The sequence below is a fragment of the Paenibacillus whitsoniae genome, from assembly GCF_003955665.1.
GTDB classification, from domain to species: Bacteria; Bacillota; Bacilli; order Paenibacillales; family NBRC-103111; genus Paenibacillus_E; species Paenibacillus_E whitsoniae.
On sequence record NZ_RXHU01000097.1, the window covers coordinates 1 to 25,712 of the forward strand.

Here is a 25,712-nt window from a genome sequence, read left to right on the forward strand (position 1 = left end):
GCCTGGCCGATGAGCGTGTAGGTCGCTTGGTCAAGCTGCCCATGCGGATGCAGTTGATCGCCGACGGAGCATCGCGCGCCATTCGCCAAGCACACCGCCGTTTCGCAGAGCAAAGCGTTCGGGTGCTTATAACCGCCAAACTCGCCCCAATGGGTATGAAATTTGCCCGTCATGCCCAAGAAATCGACGTTCAGGCCCTGGACATATCTCGCCGAAATCGGAAAATGGTCATAGCCATACCCACCGGTCGGCAGCGATTCCAGCTCGAGATGCGTGTTCATCGCAATAAAGTCTCGTCGGCCTCGCCGGATATGTCCGCCGTTATGGAATATCGGCAGGTCCGGCTTGATGCGGCGAACGGCTGCGTTCACACGCCGCGTGTAGTTGGCGTACACTCGCTCGCCCAGCTCCCGCACCGCTTCGAGGTCGCGCGGATCTTTCCCATCCCGGCGAAGGTCTGCGATGCACAGATGGCAGTAGCACGCCTTGACGCCAACAATGTCCAGGAATAAACCGTCCCCGTCGTAATTCGCCACGACTTCCTCAATTTGCTCAATCAGGATGTCCAAATACGGTGAATTCATGCAAAGCAGCCGGTAAAATGGCTTTAAATATTCCTGCCTCGTGACACTTCGGCCCGTGGCATCCCGAACGAGCCATTCCGGATGGGNNATCTCATGCGCAGCCTCGATCATCGCTTGGAGCAAATCGAATGTCAGTCCGGGATGCCGTTCATTGACACGGGTTTCATGGTACGCCCAACCATGGTGGCACTTGGCGAAAACCGTGATGGAATCGACATGACCGCTTCGCAGCATCGCTTTAAATTGCTCTTTCGAGAACTGCCGGCCAATCTCTGGAATAGCTTCGGATGTATGAAAATCCAAGTGAACTTGTCGGAATCGCATGGTAAGCTCCTTTCCTTTCTTTCTCTACCGTTAGCAAGAACCTCCCGCCCCCTGCCGCCTGGCAAGAGGCGGGCAAGCGATTCTTGTTCTCAGTCTGACTACTCTTTTTTCTGCAGATTTACTTCATCCACTAGCGCGTCATTGCTGCCGGCTGCTCCACCGAGCAAACGGATGGAGAGCTGGGCCGTCGTTGCGCCGGTCGTGATCGTATACGTTTTCGTCTGCCAGCCGCTGACCGCAATCGTCTCTAACGTCGTTTGGCTGATCAGTGCCGATGCGGAAGTGGCTTCGCCAACCGCCACATTCAGCGAACCGGCGGTCACCTTCGTGTTCACAGTGAGTTGATACGTTGTGTTCGGCGAGACATTGATCCACTGCTGCAGGAGCCCATTACCGGTGCCGGTGCTTGCGATTTCCTGCGAGTACGTACCTGCCGCTTTATCCGTGCTTCGCGTCAACGTGGCCGTGCCGGACTTCGTCCATACATCTGCGGTGCCATCTGCATTCAGATCCTGCTCGAATCCAGTATTCACAAGCAGGTTGGCTCCGCGAGCCGGACGAACGACAATGCGGTCGATCAGTGCATCCGTGCTGCCGCTGCTCCAGGAGACGAAGCGTACACTCATTCTTCGGGCCCCTGGCTTTGGCATCACCACATAGGTGTATTTCGTCCATGCGGCATTCGTAGCAACGGCATTCAGATTCTCACCGAGCCAGGCAAAGCTGCCCGTCGCCTCGCCGTCTTGAATGGCAAGCGCGCCGGAGGCGACCTTTACCCAGGCTTCGATCAGATAAGGCTCGGTATCGGTAATGTCGATCCACTCCTGCTTAATGCCGCTGCTATAACCTGTAGCGACGATGCGCGTGCTGTAGGCGCCGTTCGCTGCATCCGTGACCCTGGAGAGCGTCGGGCTGCCCATCGACAGCCATCGATCCGGTACTCCGCTGACAATGGTGTTGGACTCGAAGTCATCGTTTCGTGCCAAGTTAACTGGCGCTTTCTTCAACACAATGCCGTCAACATGAATGTCCGAGGCGCCGCTGGCCCACGTAAACAACCGCAGGCTCGTTTTAGCTGCAGCCGTATTCGGCGTAAATTCGTACGAATACTTCTTCCAGACGCCACCGTTGGCCGCAGCAGTAATTTGGTACGTCGTATTTTCGCCCAGCCACGTATTATCCGCCTTGGTTTCGCCGTCAATGACCGCAAGCACGCCGCTATCCACCTTCGCCCAGAACTCCACCGCATAGTTCAGATTCGGATCGACGGCGATCCACTCTTGCGCTATGCCTTGGCTGTAGCCCGTGCCAACGATGCGCTGAGATTTAGCGCCGTCGGCAAACGTGGTGCTATCAATCGTTAACGTAGGCGTCCCATATTTCACCCACTGGTCGGCGAGCCCATTCGCATCTGCATCAAGCTCAACCGAGCTGTTCTGCAGCATCGTGCCGTCCGGGTCCGGCTTGAACACGATTTTGTCGACATAGGCCGTCGTCGTACCTGGATCCCAAGCGGTCAGCCGAATGCTCATATTGGCGGCATTAGGACGCGGCTTGAATTTGAACGAATATTTCGTCCACGTGGAGCCGCTCGCATCAACATAGGCATTTGTACCAAGGAAACCAAAACTCGCATCCGCCTCGTCCTCGGTAATTCGCAATTTGCCGGAAGTGACCTTGACCCAAGCTTCGACGAGATAGCTTTTCGTTGGATCCGGCTTGAACCATTCCTGATGAATGTTCGCGCCATATCCCGTGCTGACCAGCTTAGCGGAATTCGTGCCATCCACGGCATCCGTCGACAGGCTCAGCGTCATGCTGCCGCTTGTCGGCCAAGCATCGGGCTTCAATGGGTCATTCGTATTCAATTCGAAGCTGCCGTTGCTGAGATAATTACCGACCCGCACCGTCGTCGACGATTCCGACATGCCGCCATCGGTGGCATAACGGATTCTTAACGTATAGACGCCCGCCGGTGTGTCATCCGGAACAGTGACCTGGAACGTTTTGGACGTTTTGCGATTCGTATGAACTCCGCCTGTATAAGCAGATAGCGAATACGTACTCTCCCCGTTGCCGGATACGTACCAGCCGGCAGGCGCCTGAATCGAATAGCTGCCGCTTTGCGCAGTGAGCGAATAGTTACGGAGATCGGCAATCAGGTTGAACGTATCTCCACTAAACACTGACTGATCGATCGGCTCAATGACACCGTTCACCTTTTCAGCCTTGACGACAAAGGTGGATTCGGATACGTTTTGATTCGTGCCTCCGACAACGAAGGCAGCCGTTGCCGTTAATCCGTGCTTGATCCATTTCGTTTCAGCGCCGACTGTCACCTGAAACTCGAAGTTTTGCGAGGCATTCGCCGCCAGTCCCGCCAAGGAAGTCCCGGTGGAGGAAGCGATCGACCACCCGCCCGTATTGAGCGTAAGCGAACCTGATGTTATGCTGCTTGCGTAATGGTTCGTCACTTTGCCTTTGATTTTGACGGTTTGACCATCGGTCACCGTATCATACTCCGGCGCAATCTCGATGCGCAGATTCGGATCGAGATCAGTCAGCCCCAGGCTGCTGACCTTCGTTTTATAAGCGCTGTTGCTGAGGCCAAACACTTCCTGGATTGCGTTCAGATTCCCGAAGCCATGCAGGGTGGTTGGTTCAATGACGCCGCCTTCCGCATTCTCGTTCCAGGCGTAGATGGTCGAGATATTCATGGATCTGGGATGCGAATCCAGGTAATTTTTAATATTCGTCAATTGCGCGCGGAATTTCAGCGGGCTGGGGTCGGCGTAGACGTAATTATCGTGCCCTTTCCCCATGGGCGCGGATCGTAGCCGCTGATGCCGCCCGGAATCAACAAATAATTCTCATAATTCTCGTAGCCGCTGCCGGGCGGGTACGTCGCATACACAAAGTCGTTCCACGCCGGCGGATACGAAGTTGCATAATCCTCCGGCACGTATTGATGCGAATCGAGGCCAATCCCTGCTAAATTGAGCGGCAAGAAGCCGTCCATGCCCGCAGTTATCGAAGGCTGCAGGTTCCGATACGCAGCGTCCAGCAGCAGCGGATTCGGCAAGCCGGCGTTCTGAGCTGCTGTCCGCAAGCTCTGAAGTGCGGTCTGCCACTGTGTAGCCCCGCCCAACCGAGCGGCAAAATTGCCGTAAAAGCCAACAATCGGCCTGCCGTCCGGCGTTTTTTTGTAGGAGGGATCCTGCATCATCGACACTAATTTCGGCACCATATACGTATTCCAGTCGCTCGCGGGCCACTGGCCGTCGGCGATGAAATACATATAGAACTTCATCAAATCCTTGTAAGGCGAGTTAATAAAATTGTAAATCGACTGCTGCCCGGGCCGTTCCCCGCCCCCTGCTTCGCTCCAGTAATAATAGAAGGCGAAGTGGTCCAGCCCACGGCTCGCCGCCTGCAAAATCTGCTGATCGACAACGCTTTGATTCCGATCGTCGTACCAACCTTGCAGCGGCTCCCGGTTCGGCAGCGGCCCAAACCCCCATAAGCCCGGTACGGTGAGCATGTCCGTGACCCCGCTCCACTGGTTGGCGGAGCTGCCGTAAATCTTTTTGTAATTCGAGATCGCTGATGGATTTAATTGCGGATTCCAGTTGTCAAAATAAAACGCCCCGACCTCATATGGGCCCGCCGCTTTGGCACTTCGCTGAAACGTCACAAGCGATACGAGCACCAACAAGACGGCAAGGCAAAGCCACTTCACATTCAAGAAACGAACCTGTTCGGAATTCAACATTCAGTTTCCTCCGTTTTTTCCAGAATGATGTGTACGGACTTGCTTTCTCCTTTCAGATTGAATCGGATAAACGCGCATTTGTCCTCGATAATAGCGGCTTCGATCACCTCCTTGCAGGATTGAATACGGTACCCGCTTAAGTCGTCCCAGTACACCAAACCGAACGGGAGACTGCGATCCGTTTCAATCACATAATGAATTTCGATCCTCGCCTCGCTTTTCTCAAATGTATGTACAAAAATTTCCGGGATCGCGTCTGTAAAATCCCCCTCCATGCCGCTCTGCATCCTATAATTGCGCAGGAGATGCGGACGGCTTTTGCCCTGGATAAATGCAAGCTGACATTCCGTGTCGTAATACAGAAACGTCTCCGGCCAGGGGCCTTGCGGGATTCCACCCCGCAGCATCGTATACGCGTTCAACGCAGGCCGGATCTCGCAATCCTCCGTCAGCATATAGGAAGGCGCGGTCTGCCTATACTGGCCACGATACAGATCGACGGCGTCTGGCAGATTCATTTTGCGAATCGGATACGCCGCGGTGTACGCCCAGAAATTCTCCAGCATCCGCGCGCTTTCCTCAATATCGCCTTCCGAGCACACCAGGAATGTCGGGGAAGCATCCATTTCATGCGATTCCTGCTGCTGCGTGAAAAACACCCATTCGTTGTTCTGCGTGTTGCGCAGATACTCGTCGAACAGCTTTTGCCAATAAGCGATATTGTCGCCTGTGCAGAGACCTGCCCGCAGCACGTCGTTCGGGTCCGTCGAATAATAGACCGCGTCATCGGTATGCAGCGCTAAGTTGAGGTCCCGTGCCGTCCACTCGACCGCGACGATTTGGCTGCCTTGCGGCCTTTTATACCCCGCGGGATCGATATACCAGAACCCCCAAGGAACGCCGCGATGGGAAATCCCGTCCCACCACGATTGCTGCCAGCAGTACCCCCATAAGCCTTGAAAATCCTGCGACTCCATCACTTGAATAAGTTCGTTTGTGATAAAACCTGTGGCTAAAACCTTCGTTGTCACCCATGGAAAGGCTTCTGCCACGCTGGTCCATTCGCTAGCAAGTCGCGTGATAAGCTCCGCTTCATTGTTGTACGCAGGGCAAGCCAGAATGACGCTATCGCCGAATTGTTCGTGCCAAGCTTGAATCGAAGCTTGAACATGAGATGTGGTCTCACGATTCACGATCCACGTCACAGGGATCTGGTACCGATGCGCCAGTTCGGCAATGCGATAGATGCCTTCGACCGGCACGCCCCTGCCTTGAAATGAGGCCGCATAGCTGACAAACGTGTAAATCAATCGTTCCGGTTGCATGCTGGTCACATCCTTTCATTTTTTTGGAAACGCTTTCGAAAAGGTGATACCACCGTAACACGGCCGCGAAAAGAAACTCAATGTCTCATTTCTACAGCAATGGTGAAATTCTATCCTGTGGGGGCGCGGATCTGAGAATGACGTTTTTTTATAAAATGCTCATTTTTGTACATGAAAAGTGGATCTGCGCCTATTCCATTACCCGTGTACATCTGATATATTAGGTGTTACTTAAATATTTTAGGTGCTGCTTAATATACAAACCTTACAATCCATTACGAATGGCGGGTGATCAGGATGCTAGTTTGGATGCTGCGCAAAATTATGGCGGATCGCGGCATTTGGACGGGAGCGGCTTTAGCACGACTGTTAAAAGAGAAAGCCGGCTATGAATTGTCCGCCCCTTCCATCAGCGCGCTGCTCAAGGAACAGCCGAAGCAGATGAAAGCGGACACGCTGGACGCGTTATGTACGGCGCTGGCCTGTACGCCTGGTGAATTATGGGTGCATACGCCTTCACAGATCGAAGGCGCATAAGTTTAATTGGAGGTGATAAGGACCGTGGCAGAGAAAACGATCGTTCCTTTCGGAGAATCAGTTCTTCGCAAGAAAGCCAAACCTGTTGAGGAGATTACCCCGAGAATTATCAAATTGTTAAATGATCTGGGCGACACGCTTTACGCCGCCGAAGGCAGAGCCGGGCTGGCAGCGCCTCAAATCGGGATATTGCGAAGAGTTGTCGTTATGGATTGCGGCGACGGTCTGATTGAGCTTATTAATCCGGAAATATTGGAATCGCACGGCGAACAGATCGGCCCAGAAGCGTGCTTGTCGTTCCCAGGCTATTCAGGCTATGTTAAGCGCGCCAAGTATGTAAAGATCAAATTCCTCAATCGCGCAGGGAAAAGTGTCGTCATGGAAGGTGAAGACCATCTGGCGCGATGTATGCAGCATGAGATCGATCATTTGGACGGCGTACTGTTTATTGACCGCATTCAAGGCGGCCAGTTATTTAACGAGAGAACCGGCAAGAAGGTGAACCTCGCTGAGATCATTCGATTAACGAATCAATATGTCTAAAAGAAAAAGTAAGGAAGAGCCTGATTGGGAGGCTCTTCCTTACTTTTATTTACGCACAGACCTTTTTGGAGGAAAATAAAGGATTTTTTGAACAAAGGGATAATGTATATAAGTTTGCGATTTTTTGAAATACGAGAATGAAGGAGTGAAACGATGTGAAAAAGAAGTTCGTCTCGTTCATGGCAGCGCTCCTGCTGCTGACGATGACGCTGGCCCCCTCATTTGCAGTTGTACAGGAAGCTGCTGCGGCTGAAACGTGGATTGATGTGAGTACGCCTGAGGAGCTAAATGACATTCGCAATCATCTCACAGACAATTTTAGACTGACCCAGGACATCGATCTTTCAACGTATACCACGAACTGGGACCCGATTGGCGTGTACAATACCGCCCCTTTCACCGGTAAATTCGACGGACAAGGACACACGATTTCGAATTTGAACATCAATCGGCCAAACGATAATAATGTCGGCTTGTTTAAACAAACGAAAAACGCCAGCATTAAAAATGTGCATTTAATGAATGTGAACGTTCGTGGATTCCGGTATGTCGGAGCACTTGTCGGCGATATCACCGAATCCCAGCTTTCGGGTTCATCGGTATCGGGAACCGTCACAGGTCATCAAACTGTAGGAGGTATGGTGGGCAGCAGCGATTCGTCGAGCATTAGCGACAGCTATGTATCGGGAAGCGTGGCCGGCGATGCAACGGGTGCTGACGAATTTGGCGGCATCGCAGGCTATGCGGCTTTTACCATTTTAGGGGGACGTATTCACAATGTCTATGTGAATGCTGTTATCTATAACAGTTCAATTTCAGGCGGACTCCTCGGAAAAGTTGAAGGCCCTCCCGATATAAGCAATGCCCATTGGGATACGGAAACAAGCGGCGTCTCGACGTCAACTGGCGGAGGCCAGGGCCATCCAGCTGCCGATATGAAGCAAAAGGCAACTTACGGAAGTTGGGATTTTACAAACACCTGGCGAATGGTTGAAGGAAGCACCCCCCCGCTCAGCCTAAGTCAATATGACAGCATCGCCTTGAACGCACTGACGGTTGCCAATACGTCCGATAGCACCCCCATCCCTCTTGATCGCGCCTTCTCCAGCGATTATGGCATCTATAACGCGCAAGTAGTGAGCCAAGTCGACCAAGTTAACATTGCAGGTGTTGCAAAGCAAGGAACGTCCACTATTTCTATTAATGGAAACGGGAGTTCGGAGATAGTTGCGCTAAATCCCGGAACCAATACTATCACGATTAGGGTGACCTCCGCCGTTGGATTAACGGCCGAGTACACGCTGAACGTCACGCGTGATGCGGGCACGGTGGCTTATCCACACCGCCTTACGACGGCGGCCCAGCTTGCCGCGATCGGCTCCGCAGCTTCAGGATACGGCTTAGGGGATGTGTACAGGCTGGAATCCGACCTGGATTTATCCGGATATGCCGCCGGCAGCGGCTGGGTGCCCATTGGAAACAACGCAACGCCTTTCAAGGGCGTATTCAACGGCAACCAGCATACGATTGCAAATTTGCACGTGAATCTGCCCTTGACAGACGACGTCGGGCTATTTGGAAAAACCGTTGGTGCGCAAATTGACGATCTGGCTGTAACAAACGTGAACGTGACTGGTCGGAATTCGGTTGGCGGTCTCATCGGCACATCCATCAATACGAATGTCAGCTACGCAGCCGTTCAAGGCGCTGTTTACGGCAATGACAAGGTGGCTGGACTGGTCGGCACTCAAAGTGGACCGGCCCAGATTACGAATGCTTACTCGGCAGCTTTTGTGTCTGCTTCACTTTCAGGAGTCGCTGGTGGACTCGTCGCTGAAGGAAGTGCTGGAACGGTTATCCACTCCTTCTGGGACACGGAAGCCAGCCAGCAATCAGCATCACCCGGCGGCGGTGCGCCCAAATCAACCCGTCAACTTCAGACCAGATCCACCTACACGTCTGACGGTTGGCTAATTGGCGCCGGACAACACTGGGATATGATTGAAGGCACGGGGTATCCGATGCCGCAAGCGAGTTTCGCTCAGGCAACGCTAGCAAGTTTGACAATTAGCACACCAGGTGCGACGCATACGCTCGGTAGTTTTGATGGGCGTACAGGAATCTATGATGCAACCGTGAGCACACCTGTGACAACGGCGGTTATCACTGCGACGCCGGCAGTCGCGGGCTCTACGGTGATGCTGAACGGCAGCGCCGCTACCAGCTTGAATCTACATTTGGGGAGCAATCCAATCAGCGTACGTGTCACTTCACCGGACGGTCTGTCGCAAGGCTCATATCTCCTATCGCTGATCGTACCGACACCGCAAATCCAATCGGTTCAAGTTCCTGCGAACGGAACCTACGGGATCGGCCAGGAACTCACATTTATAGTAACGTTCAATCATGCGATCGACGTTACCGGTACGCCGATTCTTCCGCTTCACTTGAACAGTTCTGATATTGCCGCTGTCTATGCGGGACATCCGATCGGTCAGCCAGCTCAGTTGATATTCACCTACACGGTACAAGCGGGCGACTTTGATACGGACGGCATTTCCCTTGACAGCGCCCTTAAGGCTGACGCACCAGCTGCTGTCACGGCCATCGGCGACTCCGTGCCGCTTGCACTTGCCGGCGTGCCTTCCCTTAGCGGCGTGCTGGTTGAAGGTGTCCTTCCTACCATCAGCTTAACGCCATCGACCACAGCGCCTACGAACGGGCCGCTAACGATTCAGGTCGCGGCTGACGGAACCGGCAGCGCGCTCAGTTCTCTGAAGTGGGCTGCCGGTGCACAGACCACCTCCTTTTTTGCAAGCAGTGGAACCGTTGTGAATGCAGGCGAATTCCAAGTGACGGCAAATGGGACGTACACCGTCTATGCCGAAGATTCGGCGGGTAACCGACATGTGAAAACGATCACCATCACTAACCTTGTAAACGGTTTGCCAACCATTGATCTGGATTATACGCCGAAAACCGGAAGCCCGACGACGATTGAGATTACTGTTGTAGCTGCAGCAAATGAAGAGGGCTCCGGGAATTCAATCGCCGATTTGCGCTGGGCCCCAGGGGATCTGACGATTGGCAGCTTTGCCGATGCGACATTTGGGACGGTTGTGCCTGTCACTAAGCGAATTCCAATTGCGCAAAATGGCACGTACACCGTATATGCGAAAGATACCGTGGGCAATGAGCAAGTGGCTTCCATCGAAATCACAACAATTTCGGCGAATTCGGGATCGGAATCCGATACCGGCACCAATACGCCTTCCGCTCCTGTGCTCCCAGCCGGCCAATTCGTCGTGGTTCCCGGGCAAGCCTATACGCTGAACTTTGGTGGTCTGACCTTGCATATACCAGCAGGCGCGGTCACACAAGCGATGACCATTTCCATGCAACCGGCCACCGACGATGCACAAAAGCTGTTGGGCGCAGGTCAAGTGCTGCTAAGCGATGCCTTCCGTCTGACAAAAGATGTGGACGGGAAGTTCGCCTCTCCCCTCACATTGACGCTGACGCGCAGTGATACCAAGGTTGATTCTGCCGTGTACTATTATGACGAAATCGCCAAAAAGTGGAACCGGCTTCCAAGCAAATCGGAAGGATCAACAATCGCCGGTGAAACGGATCACTTTACATTATTTGCTGTTTTGTCGATGAAGGGTAGTCCAGGGAACGCGCAGCCATCTTTCAACGATATTGCCGGCCACTGGGCTGAAAAAGAGATCCAATCGAGCGCCGCATTGGGCTGGGTGAACGGCTATCCGAACGGTGCTTTCCTGCCAGACCAAGCCGTCACTCGTGCCGAGTTCGCCGTCATGCTAAGCAAGGTGCTTCACCTCCCCGCAGCGCAGGCATTACCATTCGAGGATGCGTACAGCATCCCGGTTTGGGCGGTGAGTGCGATCGCTTCTGCTGCTCAGACTGGTATTTTAAGCGGTTATGAAGACCGCACCTTCCGTCCAAACGTGATCATTACGCGCGCAGAAGCTGCCGTCATGATTGCCAAAGCAGCCGGGTTGTCAGCGGCCGCCACGGGTACTTCCTTCGGGGATGACGAGCAAATCGCCAGCTGGGCACGAGCGTGGATCGCCGCCGCGGCTCAAGCGCAGCTTGTGCAAGGACAGTCTGGCAACGCATTCCTCCCTCAGGCCTCGACAACGAGAGCCGAAGCTGTCGTTCTGCTTAAGCGGCTGAATGCAAGGATGCATTAGTGTAAAAAAAGGGAAGAGCCCCTAAGATTTCAGGGCTCTTCCTTTTTGAATTTATCCGAGCACACGCACCGGCGCGCCGGCCAAATATGCTTCAATATCTGCCACCGCGTCCCGGTAAAAAGCTTCGTAATTCGCCTTGGACACGTAGCCGATATGCGGGGTCGTCAGCAGATTCGGCAGCGACCGGTACGGATCGTCCTGCGGCAGCGGTTCCGTCTCGAACACGTCGACAGCCGCGCCGGCGATCCAGCCTTCCTGCAATGCTGTGGCGAGCGCGGCACTGTCTACGATCGGCCCCCTGGACGTATTAACCAGGTAGGCAGTTGGCTTCATTTGCTTGAGATCGGCTGCCCCAATCAAGCCTCTTGTTCGATCGCTGAGTACGAGATGAATGGATACATAATCGCTGCTCGCCAGCAGCTCCTCTTTGGAAGCAGCGAGCTTCACACCTGCCTCATCCGCCCGCTCTTGCGTCAGGTTTTGGCTCCAGGCGATAACGTCCATGCCAAAAACTTGCCCGAATTGGGCGATTTTGCTGCCCAGCTTGCCAAGCCCCAGTACGCCGAGCGTCTTGCCGTACAAATCCGAGCCTACTGTGCTCTGCCATCCGCCGCTGCGAATCGCATTGTGCTCCGGCACGATGTTGCGAGCAAGCGCCAGCATGAGCGCCCACGTCAGCTCGGCGGTTGCATTTCCCGCTCCGCCCGTTCCACATACCGTCACACCCTGTGCCGCGGCTGCGGCCAAATCGATAGAAGCATTACGCATGCCAGTGGTGACCAGCAATCGGAGGCGCGGCAGCCGTGCCAGCAGATCGGACCGGAAAGGCGTCCGCTCTCTCATAATCACAACAATCTCGCACTCTGCGATGCGTGCAATCAGATCTTCAGGATCATCGATATGCCGATCGATACTTGTGACCTCAACCCGGTCCGAGATGAGGCCCCAGTCGGCCGACTGAAGCGCAACTTGCTGATAATCGTCCAATATGGCACAGCGAATTTTCATTTGCATGCGCTCCCTTCTATGTAAGTTCTTGATCACTCCAATGTTGTCAGTCACCAAGTTCTTGGATTAATTTCTTGAATGTGTCGTACGCAGGTTTTTTTGAATAATCATCCCGCAGAATACCGTATTGATGGAAGAGATCATCCTTGGAACTGTCTGCATCCCGTAGACCAAACAGCTGGTAATGGGTAATATTCAGTTCAAGACGCAATGTATAAATGGCGTGGATAATCGTCTCAAGAACTTTCGCTTGTTGTTCGTAAGTTCTATCAATATTCGAAACAGGGTTCCTGCCTGTTGGCCATCCGTTTTCTGTCACACGAATAGGAACCGAAGCCGGGATGCCGGCTTTAACCAGATCTTGTTCCCTTAAATTGCGAAGTATGCGTTCCACGGATGCCGATATTTCTTTCAGATCCAGCGGATGTTCATCAAATACGTCCACATAGAAATTATGTCCAATAAAATCAACAGAGTCAATAAAGTTGTTTCCACCTGACTTGGCCAGGTTCTCCCAGAAATGAGGAACCGCCACTGGACTGTCAGGCACTGATCCGAATCCGATTTTTATCGGGAGATTGAGCTCACGGGCTTCTTTCTTTGCTGTCATAACGCCTTCAACAAGGGCTTGCATCATATAAGGCTTCGAGCCTTCCATAAACGATAAATTCGGTTCGTTCGTAATTTGAAGAGAAGCCAATTGGGTGCCGTATTGCTGAACGATCCTGCGAATAAAACCAAGCCAGCTTTCGAGTTCAATTTCAGGTTCACTTTGGTTTGTCCAATCCCCGCATCCGATCGTCAAGTCACCCATTAAACTGGTTCTCGAATAAAGATCCGCATTTGCGAACATTTTGGATTCCCATTCTTTTGTGTAGATCAGGTAGGTTCTAGGGATCAGCTTTTTGGCTTCACCTCGAAGATCGCGCATTGCGCTTTGAATATTATCGTAGTTATCCTGGGGTCCGATAGCCAAACCGAAAGGCGTTCCTGCCACACTAAGCGGATAAATCCCAAATGTGAATCCGAATGTTATCGCTTGATCATTGCTATTCATGATTTACCCCTCCATTTTCTTTACTAATACATTGACTTTATGAAGAGCAAATTTCAAATCGATCTGCTCCTCTTCGCTTAACTTAGCAAGATTATTGCTGAAATTCTGATAAATATCCGCCCATTTTCGATCTTGCAATTCCTTGCCTTTCAATGTTAACGACACCAAAACAGCACGTTTATCCCTATTGTCAGGTATCTTATCCAAAAATCCATCGTTTACCAAATCACCAATAATATTCGATAGTTGTTGTTTGGCAATATGTAAACCAGCGCTGATGTCTTTTAGATTCAAAGCCTTTTGATGCATATAGATAAACTCGATAACATGATTCTGCATATGTGTTAATTCTTCCGAATGCTTGTTCAAATCTCTAAAACTAGCAAAAACAGCTGGAATTAAAGCAAGGTATTCGTTTGCGATTTCTTTTATCATGCATAACCTCCTTCTATTTAGTAATTATTTTATTACTTTTAATTCGAAATTTCAACATTTTAATTCAATATTAATTAATATTTATTTACTATTTCTCTAATACCTTGAAGCGCAAGAAAGCCTGGCGATCACTCGCCAGGCTTTCTGTATGCTTCTTATCGAACACCCACCGGCGTTCTGTCGGATGAAATTTTGCTGAGCGCCTCGCCAGCTTCATCCTCAAAGATGCCTCGTACGGCAAGGTCACCAATCGCGACAACGCCTACCAACTCGCCATTTTGTACGACCGGCAGGCGGCGAATTTGTTCTTTGGCCATGATCTTGGCCGCTTCATCGATGGAGGTATCGGGCGAAATCGTCGCCACGTCTTTGGAAATCACCTGCTCAACCGCAGTCGAGCCGGAATGCTTCTCCGCGTAGCCGCGGACGACCAAATCTCGGTCCGTTACGACACCGATCAGTTTCTTGCCGTCCACGACAGCGACAAAGCCGATGTCGTGCTCCTTCATTTTAACCGCAATTTCATAAATGTTATCCTGCAAAGTGACTGTTACACAGTCTGTACTCATAATGTCCTTTACGGTCTGATTCCCCATGTCACGAGTCCTCCCTTAAAAAAATGTCATACGAACATAGCATTAACCAAAGGAGGAGCCTCATGCATGCCAATTAATCCAAAACGAAGGGCATCGCACCGCGAACCTTATCACCAACATATTATAGCTTAGGAATGGAAAGAATAGATCGCAGATGCGGCTTAATGTCAGAAATCCGATCCACCATGAAGTCCGCACGCGTCAAATCCTGGTCACCTGAATTCGGATTTCTATATCCGACGCAGGACATCCCTGCAGTTTTGGCCGCCAACACGCCGTTCCTGGAATCTTCAAGCACCATGCATTCGGCTGCTTCCACACCCAGCGTTTCAGCGGTTTGGAGATAAATATCCGGTGCCGGCTTGCCCTGCGGAACTTCTTCCCCGCTAAGGATAACGCTGAAATATGATGTCAAACTGAATTTATCCAATACCGCCTCAATAAACCCTCTTGGGGACGAAGAAGCCAGGCCAATGGTGATTTGATTCGCTTTCAGAAATGCCAGCAGTTCGGGAATCCCCTCAATCGGTTGATCATCGGACGCACGGAGTTTGGCCAACTTGGTTTCCATTTGAAGCTTGATCATATCCTCAACAGAAGCACGCAAGCTATGTTTGACAATTAATCGAGACCACATCGCAGGATTCGTCATACCGACGTACTCTTCCAGCTCGCTATGAGTAATCCGAACCCCTATCTGCTCCATCACCCATTGATCAACTTCAAAATGCAGCGGCTCACTATCGATGATGACACCGTCCATATCGAAAATAAACGCTTTGATCACGCTGTACTCCCCTTCCCTGTCCAATATTTGGCTTATTGCCACTTGATTTCAGACCGGCCGTCCGGGCCCGTTACGATAAATCCTTCCGAGAATGCCTTGTCCAGAAACATCGGCAGCCGTTCCTTGAACCCTTTGGCGAACGGCAGTGATGCTAATTCATCCTTGCTGACCCAGTACAGCCTGCCCTCATCGGTTTCCGTCAAGAGCTCGCCAGAGAATACTTCCGTGCGATAGCTAAACACGAAATATTTATCTTTCGTTACTTCGTCATACCAGTAGATAATGCCGCATAATTCCAGATTGGAAATGGTCAGACCTGTTTCTTCTTTAATTTCTCGAATGGTGGAATCTATGATGCTTTCGCCGTCCTCGATGTGCCCGCCAGGAAACGCAACACCCTTCCACGACTTCACCCGTTCCTGCACCAGTACACGATCGGTCGCACGATCGTAAATCATGCACATGTTCGTCAGCTCTACGCTTGACATGGATGCCTCAACTCCTTTTAACCTAACAACTATTATACACATGCCAGGAAGGAAGTGGTGAATTGGTTTCATGCCTCTCCAATAAAAAAACGCACCGACTGCCCTCAGGCAACGCTGCGTTCTTTCTTTGGATATCGGCCCGATTGGCGCACCATTTCTCGCAATTCCTCCAGCAGCGAATCCAGCTCTGAACGGAGTTGGTGCAGCTCTTTCATACATTGCGCCTGAAGCTTGTCCAAATCCCTTGAGCTCATTGCACCGGTGCGAATTTGGTGGAGAAGCTTGTACTGCACGGATTCACTGTCGCATATGCGAAACTCGGTCATTCTTTCCGCTGCTTGATTCTGAAATCGATTCATGATTACGGCTCCCTTACGCTTTTTTTCTTAATCATAAGGGAAACATATTAACCAGAGATTCACAAAATGTAAGCGGAATATTAAATTTTCATGTTGACACCTTTCTACGCCTCACTCCGTTCGCTGTCCTCCAACCTCTCCTCTAGAGCGCTCCCGCACCTCTCGAGCGGCAGTCGCAGCGTAATGCGCGTACCGCCTTCCTCTCCCCGTTCAAAATGAAACGAAGACGCAGTCCCATAGTACATCTTCATCCGCATGACGACATTGCGCAGGCCGAATAAGTCTTTCTCCTTCTTCCAGTCCGTTGGCCTTCCTTCATCGGCCAGGCATGCCGCTTCCTCCAGTTTGCCGCGAATATACGCAAGCCGTTCCGGGCTCACGCCCACCCCGTTGTCACTCACTTCGAGGACGAGCTCCCGATCCTCAACACGAGTGCTTATTGCAAGCTCCCCGCCTTCGCTCTGCTTCTCCAGCCCGTGCAGGACAGCGTTTTCGACGAGCGGCTGCAGCAGAAGCTTGAGCACATGATACGGAGAACTCTCCTCAGAAATCTCATATCGCACAGTAAAATGATCCAGGAACCGAAGCTGCTGCACTTTGATATAGTACTGCAAATGCTCTATCGTCTCTTTGACCGTGAACGTTTCATTGCCTTTATTCAAGCTTAATCGGAAAAACTTCGATAAATTCAGTACCATCTCGCTAATCTCATCGGCATCGTAATTTTTGGCCGTCCAATAGATCGAATCGAGCGTGTTGTATAAAAAATGAGGATTGATCTGCGATTGCAAAAATTTGAGTTCCATTTTGGAGAGCAGCAGCTGCTTCTCATAGTGATCGCGAATGAGCGTCTTCTGATTTTCCGCCATCCGGTTGAACGATTCGATGACATACCCCAGCTCATCCACCCGGGAGTCCACCAGTTGAATCGTGAAGTTCCCTGTGCGCAGCTGCTTCATGCCGTAAGCCAGCTTGCGCAAAGGAGCCGAGATACCCCGGTAGACGATCCACGAAATCCACAGCGCAAGCACAAGACTGACGATGAGAATACCGTAGGAGAACACTTTCAAGGCGTCGGTATGCTGCCGAATTTCCCACAGCGGCTGCTCCATCTTGAGCGACCAGCCGGACAGCTTCGATTTAACGCTGATCGTGACCATTTCCGGATCCTTCGGCGGAGCTTGGCGAATCGTCTTGACCTTCTCCTCTTCTTTCCACGGATTGACCACGGTGCCGCTGGTGCCGGCAATCGTTTTGCCGTCGCTGTCGAATAACGTAATGTTGGCATTCCTGGAGGGCAGCAGCGGCTTGGCCTGTTCAATGAGCGCACTCTTTTTCACAGAAATAATCAGCAGGTTCGGATTCATCAACGTCCGATTGTACGGGTCCATGGTGCGAATCAAATGGACACTGTCCGCATCAAAGTAAGATTCTCCCGCTTGCGGCGTGAAAAAAATCGTGCCCCCGCTCGCCGCCATCAACCGTTGATACCATTCCTGCTTCTCAGCGCCGTCCGGCAGCTTGCCGCCGCCGAGTTTGGTGGAAATGACCGTCCGCGACGGCATATGAATGATCGTGATTTGGTCGACGATCAAATTGACCGTTGTCATGCTCGTAATCTGATCCATCACCTGCGCGAAGTAGACGAAATCCTGTTTCTTCGGTTCCTGGCCGACACCTTGCAGCGTGGCATTCACATTGGTATCAAAAGCGATCAGCGAGGAAAGCTGCTCCATATTTTGCAGCGTCTGATCGAGATAATCCGTCATCGTGTGCAGTGCCCCCTGCGTTCGTTCCCCCGTCTGTACCTCCAGAATCGTCTGGGACTTGGAGATGGCAAACAGACTGAAGCCTGCCAGCGGAAGCAGAATCAACAAGAAATACCAGGTAAGCCGAATCTGGATATAACCGACCAGCAATTTGCGGATCTTGGGCAAAAGTTCTCTCATTGTTGTTCCCGCCACCATTCGTTGACTTCACCTGTAATCTCGTCGCCGCCGGCTTCCTTCCATTTTTTCACAAACGCATCGAATTCCTCGATCGGACTCAGCCCCGCAATAATTCGGGTGAACGTGTCCTCCTGGAGCTTGTTCAGCTTAACCTGGTGCTTGCCCATCGCCGGCGTCGGCGGTCCCGTGAACTTGTCTTCCATTAAATTGGCTGCGATCCGCTGCACGTTATCGTAAAGGCGGAACTGCTCGCCCAGCCCTTCCAGCCGGTCTTTCGTCACGCCGGGATCGGCCATATCCTCCAACGCGCCGTAAATGCCGCGATAGCCATGTTTCGTATGCTCGGCAAAATTAATAGAAAGCTTGCCGTTTACGCGGGTCCAAATCTCATTCTCAAAGCCAAGCTTTAACGAGATTTGACCGGGACCGGCGATGAAATCCAAAAACTTCACAACCGCTTCCGCCTGCTGACTCTTCACTGGCACGACGTTGTAGGAGCGCACGACCGACGTGCGATAGACGCCGTGATTGCCGCTGGGTCCGACCGGAAAATCCAACGGAATCCACTCCGCCTTCGGGTCGTTCTTCATGCTCGCAGCGATGTGGGACCGCGTGTCCGACCAAGCGGCGGAATACAGGCCGACGCGTCCACTGGCGATTTTGTCACCGAGCACATCGATTTTATTTAATGGAAATTCCGGGTCCAGAATGCCCTCATCATACAGACCACGCAGGTACAAAAGCGCGTCTTTCATTTCAGGCAAAATGCCGGCATACACCAGCTTGCCGTCTCGCTCATACCAGCCGTTCATCTGGACGCCGAAGGCGCCGAGAAACGGCGATGTCCGCCGCAGCCGCTCGAGGATCGAGAGGCCGTACGTATCCTTTTGCCCGTCGCCATCGGGGTCCTGCTCGGCAAACGCGCGCATGACCGCCGTAAATTCGTCGATCGTTTTGGGCGGCTTGAGGCCTAGCTTATCCAGCCAGTCCTTGCGGGCGTAGACGATTTCCGTTCCTTTCACTTCGTTCAGGCTCGGTATGGCATAAATATTCCCGTCCACCGTGACGTTGTCCCAAGCTTCCTTGGGGATTCTGGCTTTCAGATTCGGGCCATACTTGTCAATATATGCATTCAGCGGCGTCAGCGCCTTCTGGTTGACGAAATGAATGAACCATGAAGGATCTGACGTATTGAGCAAATCCGGCGGGTCGCCAGAGGCCATGATGACGTTAAGCTTCTCATCGTAACCGTTTAGCGGAGGCAGGGTGACGTTCACATTGACGCCGGTGTTTTTTTCGATATAACTCAGATAAGGATTATGGTTCTCATCCATGCCTTCCGGGAAGATCATGCCTAACGAATTGACGACGATACGAATGCCGTTGTTGTTTGCTGTCTTTGCTGCGGTATCATCGCTTAGCCCTAACGGATGGGAACTGCAGCCGGCTGTTAATGTGCTTGCCGTGATGAGCATGAGCGCCGCTGTCTTCTTTTTCATCCTTCAACCACCTCCTATGCTGAGTTCGACTCCCGCTGGCCAATCCCTTTTTTTCGCAGGCGACTGGTTATTAAAGTACCAAAAGAAGTCATCGTCCTCCGATGTGGCAGGATTCCAGCTAGTAATACAATAAGGATAGCCTGCGAAAGCGGCAGGAAACTATGGAAAAAGGAGGGAGTTTTCGTTGCCATATACAGATGGTCACTCCCACACGCTAGAAAACGAAGCAGATATTGTCGTGATCGGCGGAGGCGTCGGCGGCTGCGCTGCTGCCCTTGCCGCCGCCAGAACCGGCAAAAAAGTCATCATGACGGAGGAGACCGATTGGATCGGCGGTCAGTTAACAAGCCAGGCCGTACCGCCAGATGAGCACCCCTGGATCGAACAATTCGGCTGCACGCGGACTTACCGCCAGTTCCGCGACGGTGTGCGCGACTACTACCGGCGCCACTATCCCCTGACCGCCCAAGCACGTGCCGATGTGCGCCTGAATCCGGGCAATGGCGGCGTCTCTCGCCTATGCCATGAGCCGCGCGCCGCGCTTGCCGTGCTGCAAGAGATGCTTGCGCCTTATGTGGGCAGCGGCCGACTGCAGATCCTGACCCGCCACCGCATCGAGGCGGCTGAAGTAGACGGCGATCGCGTGCGTGCGGTGACCGTTCGCAATTTGGCGAACGATTCGCTTGTGACGCTCACGGCCGATTATGTGCTTGACGCTACCGAATGCGGTGACGTGCTCCCGCTGGCCGGCGCCGAATATGTGACCGGCGCAGAATCGAAGGCGCAGACCGGCGAGCCGAACGCCTTGGAGTCGGGGGCCGAGCCGCAGGACATGCAAGGCTTTACCTATTGCTTCGCCATGGACTACCTGGAAGGCGAGGATCATACGATTCCGCGCCCGGAGCGTTATGACTTCTGGCGGCAGTACAAGGCCGATTTCTGGCCGGACCGACTGCTGAGCTGGACTGGGGTGCGCCCGATGACGCTTGAGCCGGTTTCCTATGAGCTTTTCGAGGGCACAGAAAAGTACTCCCTCTTCTATTACCGACGCATCATTGACCGCTCAAATTTCGAAGATGGCTTCTATCCCGGCAGTATTACGTTGGTCAATTGGCCGCAAAATGACTATTGGCTCGGCTCTGTCATCGACGTCTCCCCGGAAGATCGCGAGCGTCATCTGTGGGATGCGAAGCAGCTCAGCCTCTCCCTGCTCTACTGGCTGCAGACGGAAGCGCCGCGCCCGGACGGCGGTTTCGGCTATCCGGGACTGCGACTGCGCAAAGATATCGTCGGCACGGAAGACGGCCTTGCTATGTACCCGTACATACGCGAATCCCGCCGGATCAAGGCGGAGTTTACCGTGCTCGAACAGCACGTTAGCACCGCATGCCGGCCTGATGGCAAGGCGGAGACGTTCCCCGATTCCGTCGGCATCGGCTGCTATCGCATCGATCTGCATCCAAGCACAGGCAATCGGCATTACTTGGACATTTCGTCACTGCCGTTCCAAATCCCGCTCGGCAGCTTAATCCCGGTTCGTATGAACAATCTGCTGCCCGCCTGCAAAAATCTTGGCGTCACCCATATTACCAACGGCTGCTACCGGCTGCATCCGGTCGAATGGAACATCGGCGAAGCCGCAGGCTTCCTCGCCAGCCGCTGTTTGGATCGGGGCCTCACCCCGCGCGAGCTGCGAGCCAGTGAATCCGAGCTCCGCGAATTCCAGCGCATGCTGGTAAGCTACGGCATTGAGCTGGCTTGGCCGTCCGTTCATCCGGTTTAACCCTAACTTTCATATAAAGAGGTGCATCTATCATGACTACACAACGTATTGCCGTCATCGGCGCAGGCTCCATCTCCGAAATGCATTTGCGCGCCTATCAGAACAATCCAAATGCTGAGATCTATGCGATTTGCGACCTCAACGAGGAGCGTGCCCGCGCCAAAGCAGAAAAGTACAGCATCCCCCACGTCTTTACGAGCTATGAGGAGCTGCTTGCCGATCCTGCGATTGATGCTGTGAGCATCTGTACATGGAACAACAGCCATGCGCCCATTTCCATCGCAGCGCTCGACGCCGGTAAAAACGTCCTGACCGAAAAACCGCTCTGCAAAACGGTGAGCGAAGCGCTCGCTGTCGAAGAAGCGGTCAAACGTTCCGGTAAAACGCTGCAAGTCGGCTTTGTCCGCCGGTATGCGTCGAACACGCGCATTATCAAGTCATTCCTCGACAATAACGAGCTCGGCGAGATTTATTATGCCAAGGCTTCCTGCATTCGACGTCTCGGCAACCCGGGCGGCTGGTTCTCGGACATTGAGCGCTCCGGCGGCGGCCCGCTGATCGATGTCGGCGTGCACGTGATCGACCTGTGCTGGTATTTGATGGGTCGACCAAAGGTCAAATCCATCTCGGGCAACACCTACAAGAAACTGGGCAACCGCGCGAACGTGAAAAACCTCGCCTTTTACAAGGCTGCCGACTACGACGCCTCGCACAATACGGTCGAGGATATGGCAAATGCGCTCATCCGTTTTGAGAACGGCGCTTCCATTCTGGTAGACGTCAGCTTCACGCTGCATGCCAAGGAAGATGAACTGACCGTGAAATTGTACGGCGAAAAAGGCGGCGCCGAGCTGGAGCCTCAGCTCTCCATCATCACCGAGAAATACGACACGATTCTGAATCTGACGCCACAGATCAATAACCTCTCCTTCGACTTTGTCGCTGGCTTCCAGGATGAAATCAACTATTTCATCGAAGTGTGCCAAGGCAGCAAGGAAACCTTGTCCCCTGTGCAGGATGGCGTCGAAATGATGAAAATTTTGTGCGGTGTCTATGAATCGAGCGAAAAAGGCGAAGAAATTCGCTTCTAAACATCTTGAACGTCAGCTTTGTGTTCCAGCATCTACGACTTACTTCAATTGAAATGGTACGTAACTACCCCGATCACATTTCTGAAAGGATAGTGAAACCCGTTGAAAACGTCGAAATCGCTGATTATGCTTATTCTACTCTCTATGCTCGCTGCGGCCTGGTCCTTCCCGGCCTCAGCTGCAACGAGCCCAACTGATCTTATTGAAGTGGAAGCTGCCCCCATCGACATCACGATCAATATTGAAGGTCCTCGTAAACAGATCAATTACGTCGATCGGGACTTAACTGGCATTACCGATTATGTCGCTTTGTTTACACCGGAATTCGCAACGCAGATCACGGTCGGCCAGACATCCGTCGGCGTTGTCGTCGACAGCACGAACCACGTTACCCGTGTGATCAACCCTTCCGTGAATGGCGGTGTGCCGGTATGGACGGGACCTACGACGCTCTCTTTTCCACCGGGTGGCTTTATTCTGGTAGCGAATGACGATAGCTGGGCGAATAAAACATTCAAGCAGTATCTAGCGAAAAACTTCAAAGTCGGCGATGCGATCAAGCTCCGCAAAAACGGCGAAGTCATCCCCGTCACCGAATTGATGAGCGGCCAAGGCTTGAAAGCCCGCCTCAAGCTGAACAACGACGACTGGGTAACGGTCACCGAGCCAAAAGTGCTTGTATCCGGCAAGCTGGACAATATGGAAGCAGGCGCCTCCTACGCGATTCGCGTTAATCAAACGTCAGTACCGCTGCAAGCGAACGGGCAGTTCCAAAGCGAGATCGCGGTGACGGAAGGCGTTAACTATCTCGATGTCATCGCCTCCAAGAACGGTACGGAGAACGACCGCAAGTCGCTGATTGTATTTTATAAAAAGCCATCGAGCACACCGAAGGAAGTCGTCCTCTGGGTCGATCAAGGCACGAATATTTTCAAGCTGCAGACGCCGCAAAATATTCTCGATATGCTGACGAAAGCCAAAGCAGCCGGCGTGACGGCGATTGCCCTGGACGTCAAGGGCGTGGAAGGCTTCGCCAACTACAAGAAAAACGATTTGACGCACCGCCCCCATATCTCGGAAATGAAGGCGCCAACGCGTGCGGGTGCCAATCCGAACCTGGATATGCTTGAGGAATTTGTGCGTTATGGCCATCAGCTGGGTATCAAAATCCATGCGGCCTTTAACGTTTTTGCCGAAGGTTCTCCCGCCCACAACGAGTATGGGCTGCTGAATCAGCATCTGGACTGGGAAGAACAAGTATTTCGTCCGGAGGATAACGGTCAAATTTTGCGACTGCGCGAGAGTAATTATTACAAATCCGGCAAAGCGCTCGTCGATTTCGTAAACCCGGCCAACGACGATGTTCGCGCTTTTGAGCTCATGAACATTGAGGAAGTAATCAAAAACTACGACGTTGACGGCATCGTGCTCGACCGTACGCGGTATGATAACGAAACCGCCGATTTCAGCCCGCTGACACGCTCGAAATTCGAAGCGTTCCTGGCGACCCGTGGGAAACAGTTGACAACGTGGCCTGACGATGTTTTCAAATATGTCAACAATGTGCGCACACCGGGTCCACTCATCAACGACTGGTGGGAATTCCGTTCGCAAACAATCAAAACATTCACCGACGACGTCCGAGCCCTCACCAATCGCTACACGGCGCTAAAAGGCCATAAAGTAGCGGCATCGGCCTATGTCGGCTCGTGGTTTGAATCGTACTACCTGAACGGCGTTCATTGGGGCAGCCCGAATTTCCACTACGACAGCCGCCTGAACTTGCCGGACAGCTCCTTGTATACCGACACCTACGCCCAAACCGGGTACGCGGGCAATCTCGATTTCTTAATGATCGGCACCTATCAGACGACGCAAAAAGAAATTGAACACTACATCACGCTCGGCAACATCGTCACAAACGGTGAAATTCCGATGTATGCAAGCATCGCACTGGCCAACATTCAAGAACCGACTTTGCAGCGAACCGTGTTCCAAAGCGGCTTAACGCATTCGAACGGCCTTATGCTTTTTGACTTATCGCAAGTGAACTGGTCCGTCGTCAGCGCTTCGCTGCACGATGTGCCGTATGTGAAAGATTATCAAGTCGGCGTCAGCGTGCCGGGCAATCCGTCCTCCTTTATTGAAGCCGATCAGTACAACATCTCCCGCAATGAGAATAACTTGAACGTCTACACAGACAGCTTCGGCCAATCGACGGCAACGAGCACCTACGGTGTGGAAGCAATCGTCGACAGCGCCGGCAAAGTGACCAAGGTCGTGAACCAGCAGCAGGCACTCACCTGGAATTGGACGAATCTGTCGCCGAACAACAGCATCATTCCACAAGGCGGCTTCGTCATTTCGGCGTTGGATGCATCCGGAGTACGAACCAGAAGGCAGCTTGTTGCAAGCACGTACAAAGCCGGAGACAGCGTCCGCTCTGCGGTATTGAGCGGATATCTAGCCTATGATCAGACGACAACGCCTCTCGCCTCTGTGAACATCAAAGGCAACGTCGAAGTGCTCGGACCGGGCGCGGCTGAGGTGCGATTGAACGGCGTACCGGCTGCCGTCGCCAGCAACGGTGATTTTGAGAGCAGCGTTCCGCTCGCCATCGGTGCCAACACCGTGCAAATGGCCGTATACGTCGACGGCTTCAAAACTAACGAGAAGTCCTTCACCATGACCCGGACGCCGCCTACCTTGACAGGTCTTACACTGGACGCTTCTGCCTACCGAATTGCAGTTGGAGATCAGATTAAGGCCGTCACGACCGCCGTCTATTCGGACGGATCCAGCAGCGTGGTCACGGGCGCCTCATTGACATCGAGTAATCCTTCAGTAGCTTCCATCGCAGCCGACGGCACGATAACGGCGAAGCAAGCGGGTACAACGGAAATTACGGCCGTCTATAACGGTCAGGTTACGAAAGCCACCGTCACCGTCGTGAGCGTGGTCCGCATTGCTTTTGAAGATGTGATCCACCTCATGGTAAAAGGCGATACGTACACGCCAAAGCTCAGCGTAACTTACTCCGACGGAACAAAGGTGCTCCTCACGCAAGGTGTAACCTTTGACTCCTCTCGAGCCAAAGCGGTTACCGTCGCGCCTGACGGCACGCTGACTGCGCTGAAGCCGGGGCTGACTACGATCACCGCCACGTATAAAGGCAAGCGGGATTCGTTCAAGGTTCTGGTGTTTCCCAATGTTAAAGCGAAAAATGATCACAAAGGCATCGACATCGACAGTCTGAAAGAAACGGACTTTGATGAGTAAAAGACATCCGTAATCACCTCGGCGCATTCAAAACGCCAACAAAAAACCGGCTTCCCCCTGGGGACTGTCTCTTATACAC

General features: G+C 52.6%; 19 protein-coding genes and 1 pseudogene. 6 read left to right on the forward strand and 14 right to left on the reverse strand.

Annotated elements, in window-relative coordinates; translation table 11 throughout:
• The 5 genes and pseudogenes from EJQ19_RS27235 to EJQ19_RS27250 all read right to left on the reverse strand — a co-directional run.
• Nucleotides 1–670: alpha-amylase family protein (locus tag EJQ19_RS27235; RefSeq protein ID WP_478354294.1), on the reverse strand; the 670-nt coding region annotated here is incomplete at both ends.
• 2 nt (nt 671–672) lie between these two features.
• Nucleotides 673–908: pseudogene (locus EJQ19_RS32695) on the reverse strand (alpha-amylase family protein); the annotation flags it as partial.
• Between the two features lie 98 nt (nt 909–1,006).
• Nucleotides 1,007–3,730, reverse strand: a complete 2,724-nt coding sequence (locus EJQ19_RS27240) for a carbohydrate binding domain-containing protein (RefSeq protein ID WP_126144382.1) — start codon at nt 3,728–3,730, stop codon at nt 1,007–1,009.
• Nucleotides 3,682–4,680: a glycoside hydrolase family 71/99 protein gene (locus EJQ19_RS27245; RefSeq protein WP_126144383.1), complete on the reverse strand. Its 999-nt coding sequence runs from the start codon at nt 4,678–4,680 to the stop codon at nt 3,682–3,684. Before EJQ19_RS27245 ends, EJQ19_RS27240 begins: the two co-directional genes overlap by 49 nt.
• The gene (locus EJQ19_RS27250; RefSeq protein WP_126144384.1) at nt 4,674–6,005 is read right to left on the reverse strand and encodes a hypothetical protein; all 1,332 of its coding nucleotides are present in this window, start codon (nt 6,003–6,005) and stop codon (nt 4,674–4,676) included. The genes EJQ19_RS27245 and EJQ19_RS27250 overlap by 7 nt, the downstream gene beginning before the upstream one ends.
• A 297-nt stretch (nt 6,006–6,302) precedes the next feature.
• On the opposite strand from EJQ19_RS27250, the gene EJQ19_RS27255 reads away from it, so the two are divergent.
• From EJQ19_RS27255 to EJQ19_RS27265, 3 genes are all read left to right on the forward strand, one after another.
• Nucleotides 6,303–6,542: a helix-turn-helix domain-containing protein gene (locus EJQ19_RS27255; protein WP_126144385.1), complete on the forward strand. Its 240-nt coding sequence runs from the start codon at nt 6,303–6,305 to the stop codon at nt 6,540–6,542.
• Nucleotides 6,543–6,566: 24 nt separating this feature from the next.
• Nucleotides 6,567–7,085, forward strand: a complete 519-nt coding sequence (def, locus tag EJQ19_RS27260; protein WP_126144386.1) for a peptide deformylase — start codon at nt 6,567–6,569, stop codon at nt 7,083–7,085.
• 155 nt (nt 7,086–7,240) lie between these two features.
• On the forward strand, nt 7,241–11,302 hold the full coding sequence (locus EJQ19_RS27265; RefSeq protein WP_126144387.1) for an S-layer homology domain-containing protein: 4,062 nt from the start codon (nt 7,241–7,243) through the stop codon (nt 11,300–11,302).
• A gap of 51 nt (nt 11,303–11,353) precedes the next feature.
• Here the strand turns inward: EJQ19_RS27265 and EJQ19_RS27270 are convergent, their stop codons facing one another.
• The 9 genes from EJQ19_RS27270 to EJQ19_RS27310 all read right to left on the reverse strand — a co-directional run bounded on the left by EJQ19_RS27270 (nt 11,354) and on the right by EJQ19_RS27310 (nt 19,480).
• Entirely contained in the window at nt 11,354–12,310 is a 957-nt protein-coding gene (locus EJQ19_RS27270) for a D-2-hydroxyacid dehydrogenase family protein (RefSeq protein WP_126144388.1), read from the reverse strand.
• Nucleotides 12,311–12,356: 46 nt separating this feature from the next.
• Nucleotides 12,357–13,367 carry a hypothetical protein gene (locus tag EJQ19_RS27275; RefSeq protein ID WP_126144389.1) on the reverse strand — a complete coding sequence of 337 codons (1,011 nt, stop codon included), beginning with the start codon at nt 13,365–13,367 and terminating at the stop codon, nt 12,357–12,359.
• A 3-nt stretch (nt 13,368–13,370) separates the two neighbouring features.
• Nucleotides 13,371–13,802 (reverse strand): MarR family winged helix-turn-helix transcriptional regulator, encoded by a 432-nt coding sequence (locus EJQ19_RS27280; RefSeq protein ID WP_126144390.1) that lies wholly within the window; start codon nt 13,800–13,802, stop codon nt 13,371–13,373.
• Nucleotides 13,803–13,957: 155 nt separating this feature from the next.
• On the reverse strand, nt 13,958–14,398 hold the full coding sequence (locus tag EJQ19_RS27285) for a CBS domain-containing protein (protein WP_126144391.1): 441 nt from the start codon (nt 14,396–14,398) through the stop codon (nt 13,958–13,960).
• 121 nt (nt 14,399–14,519) lie between these two features.
• Nucleotides 14,520–15,185 carry an HAD family hydrolase gene (locus tag EJQ19_RS27290; RefSeq protein WP_126144392.1) on the reverse strand — a complete coding sequence of 222 codons (666 nt, stop codon included), beginning with the start codon at nt 15,183–15,185 and terminating at the stop codon, nt 14,520–14,522.
• Between the two features lie 32 nt (nt 15,186–15,217).
• Complete coding sequence (locus tag EJQ19_RS27295) at nt 15,218–15,673, reverse strand: 8-oxo-dGTP diphosphatase (protein WP_126144393.1); 456 nt, start codon at nt 15,671–15,673, stop codon at nt 15,218–15,220.
• Between the two features lie 104 nt (nt 15,674–15,777).
• A complete protein-coding gene (locus EJQ19_RS27300; RefSeq protein ID WP_126144394.1) occupies nt 15,778–16,032 on the reverse strand; it encodes a hypothetical protein in 255 nt (84 codons plus the stop codon).
• A gap of 104 nt (nt 16,033–16,136) precedes the next feature.
• A complete protein-coding gene (locus EJQ19_RS27305; protein ID WP_164716739.1) occupies nt 16,137–17,981 on the reverse strand; it encodes a cache domain-containing sensor histidine kinase in 1,845 nt (614 codons plus the stop codon).
• The gene (locus EJQ19_RS27310; RefSeq protein WP_126144396.1) at nt 17,978–19,480 is read right to left on the reverse strand and encodes an extracellular solute-binding protein; all 1,503 of its coding nucleotides are present in this window, start codon (nt 19,478–19,480) and stop codon (nt 17,978–17,980) included. The genes EJQ19_RS27305 and EJQ19_RS27310 overlap by 4 nt, the downstream gene beginning before the upstream one ends.
• Before the next feature lie 184 nt (nt 19,481–19,664).
• Here EJQ19_RS27310 and EJQ19_RS27315 point away from each other — a divergent pair, with 184 nt between their 5' ends.
• The 3 genes from EJQ19_RS27315 to EJQ19_RS27325 all read left to right on the forward strand — a co-directional run bounded on the left by EJQ19_RS27315 (nt 19,665) and on the right by EJQ19_RS27325 (nt 25,633).
• A complete protein-coding gene (locus tag EJQ19_RS27315; RefSeq protein WP_126144397.1) occupies nt 19,665–21,263 on the forward strand; it encodes an FAD-dependent oxidoreductase in 1,599 nt (532 codons plus the stop codon).
• 32 nt (nt 21,264–21,295) lie between these two features.
• Nucleotides 21,296–22,354 (forward strand): Gfo/Idh/MocA family protein, encoded by a 1,059-nt coding sequence (locus EJQ19_RS27320; RefSeq protein ID WP_126144398.1) that lies wholly within the window; start codon nt 21,296–21,298, stop codon nt 22,352–22,354.
• A gap of 102 nt (nt 22,355–22,456) precedes the next feature.
• Nucleotides 22,457–25,633, forward strand: a complete 3,177-nt coding sequence (locus EJQ19_RS27325) for a family 10 glycosylhydrolase (protein WP_126144399.1) — start codon at nt 22,457–22,459, stop codon at nt 25,631–25,633.
• The last annotated feature ends 79 nt before the right edge of the window (nt 25,634–25,712 follow it).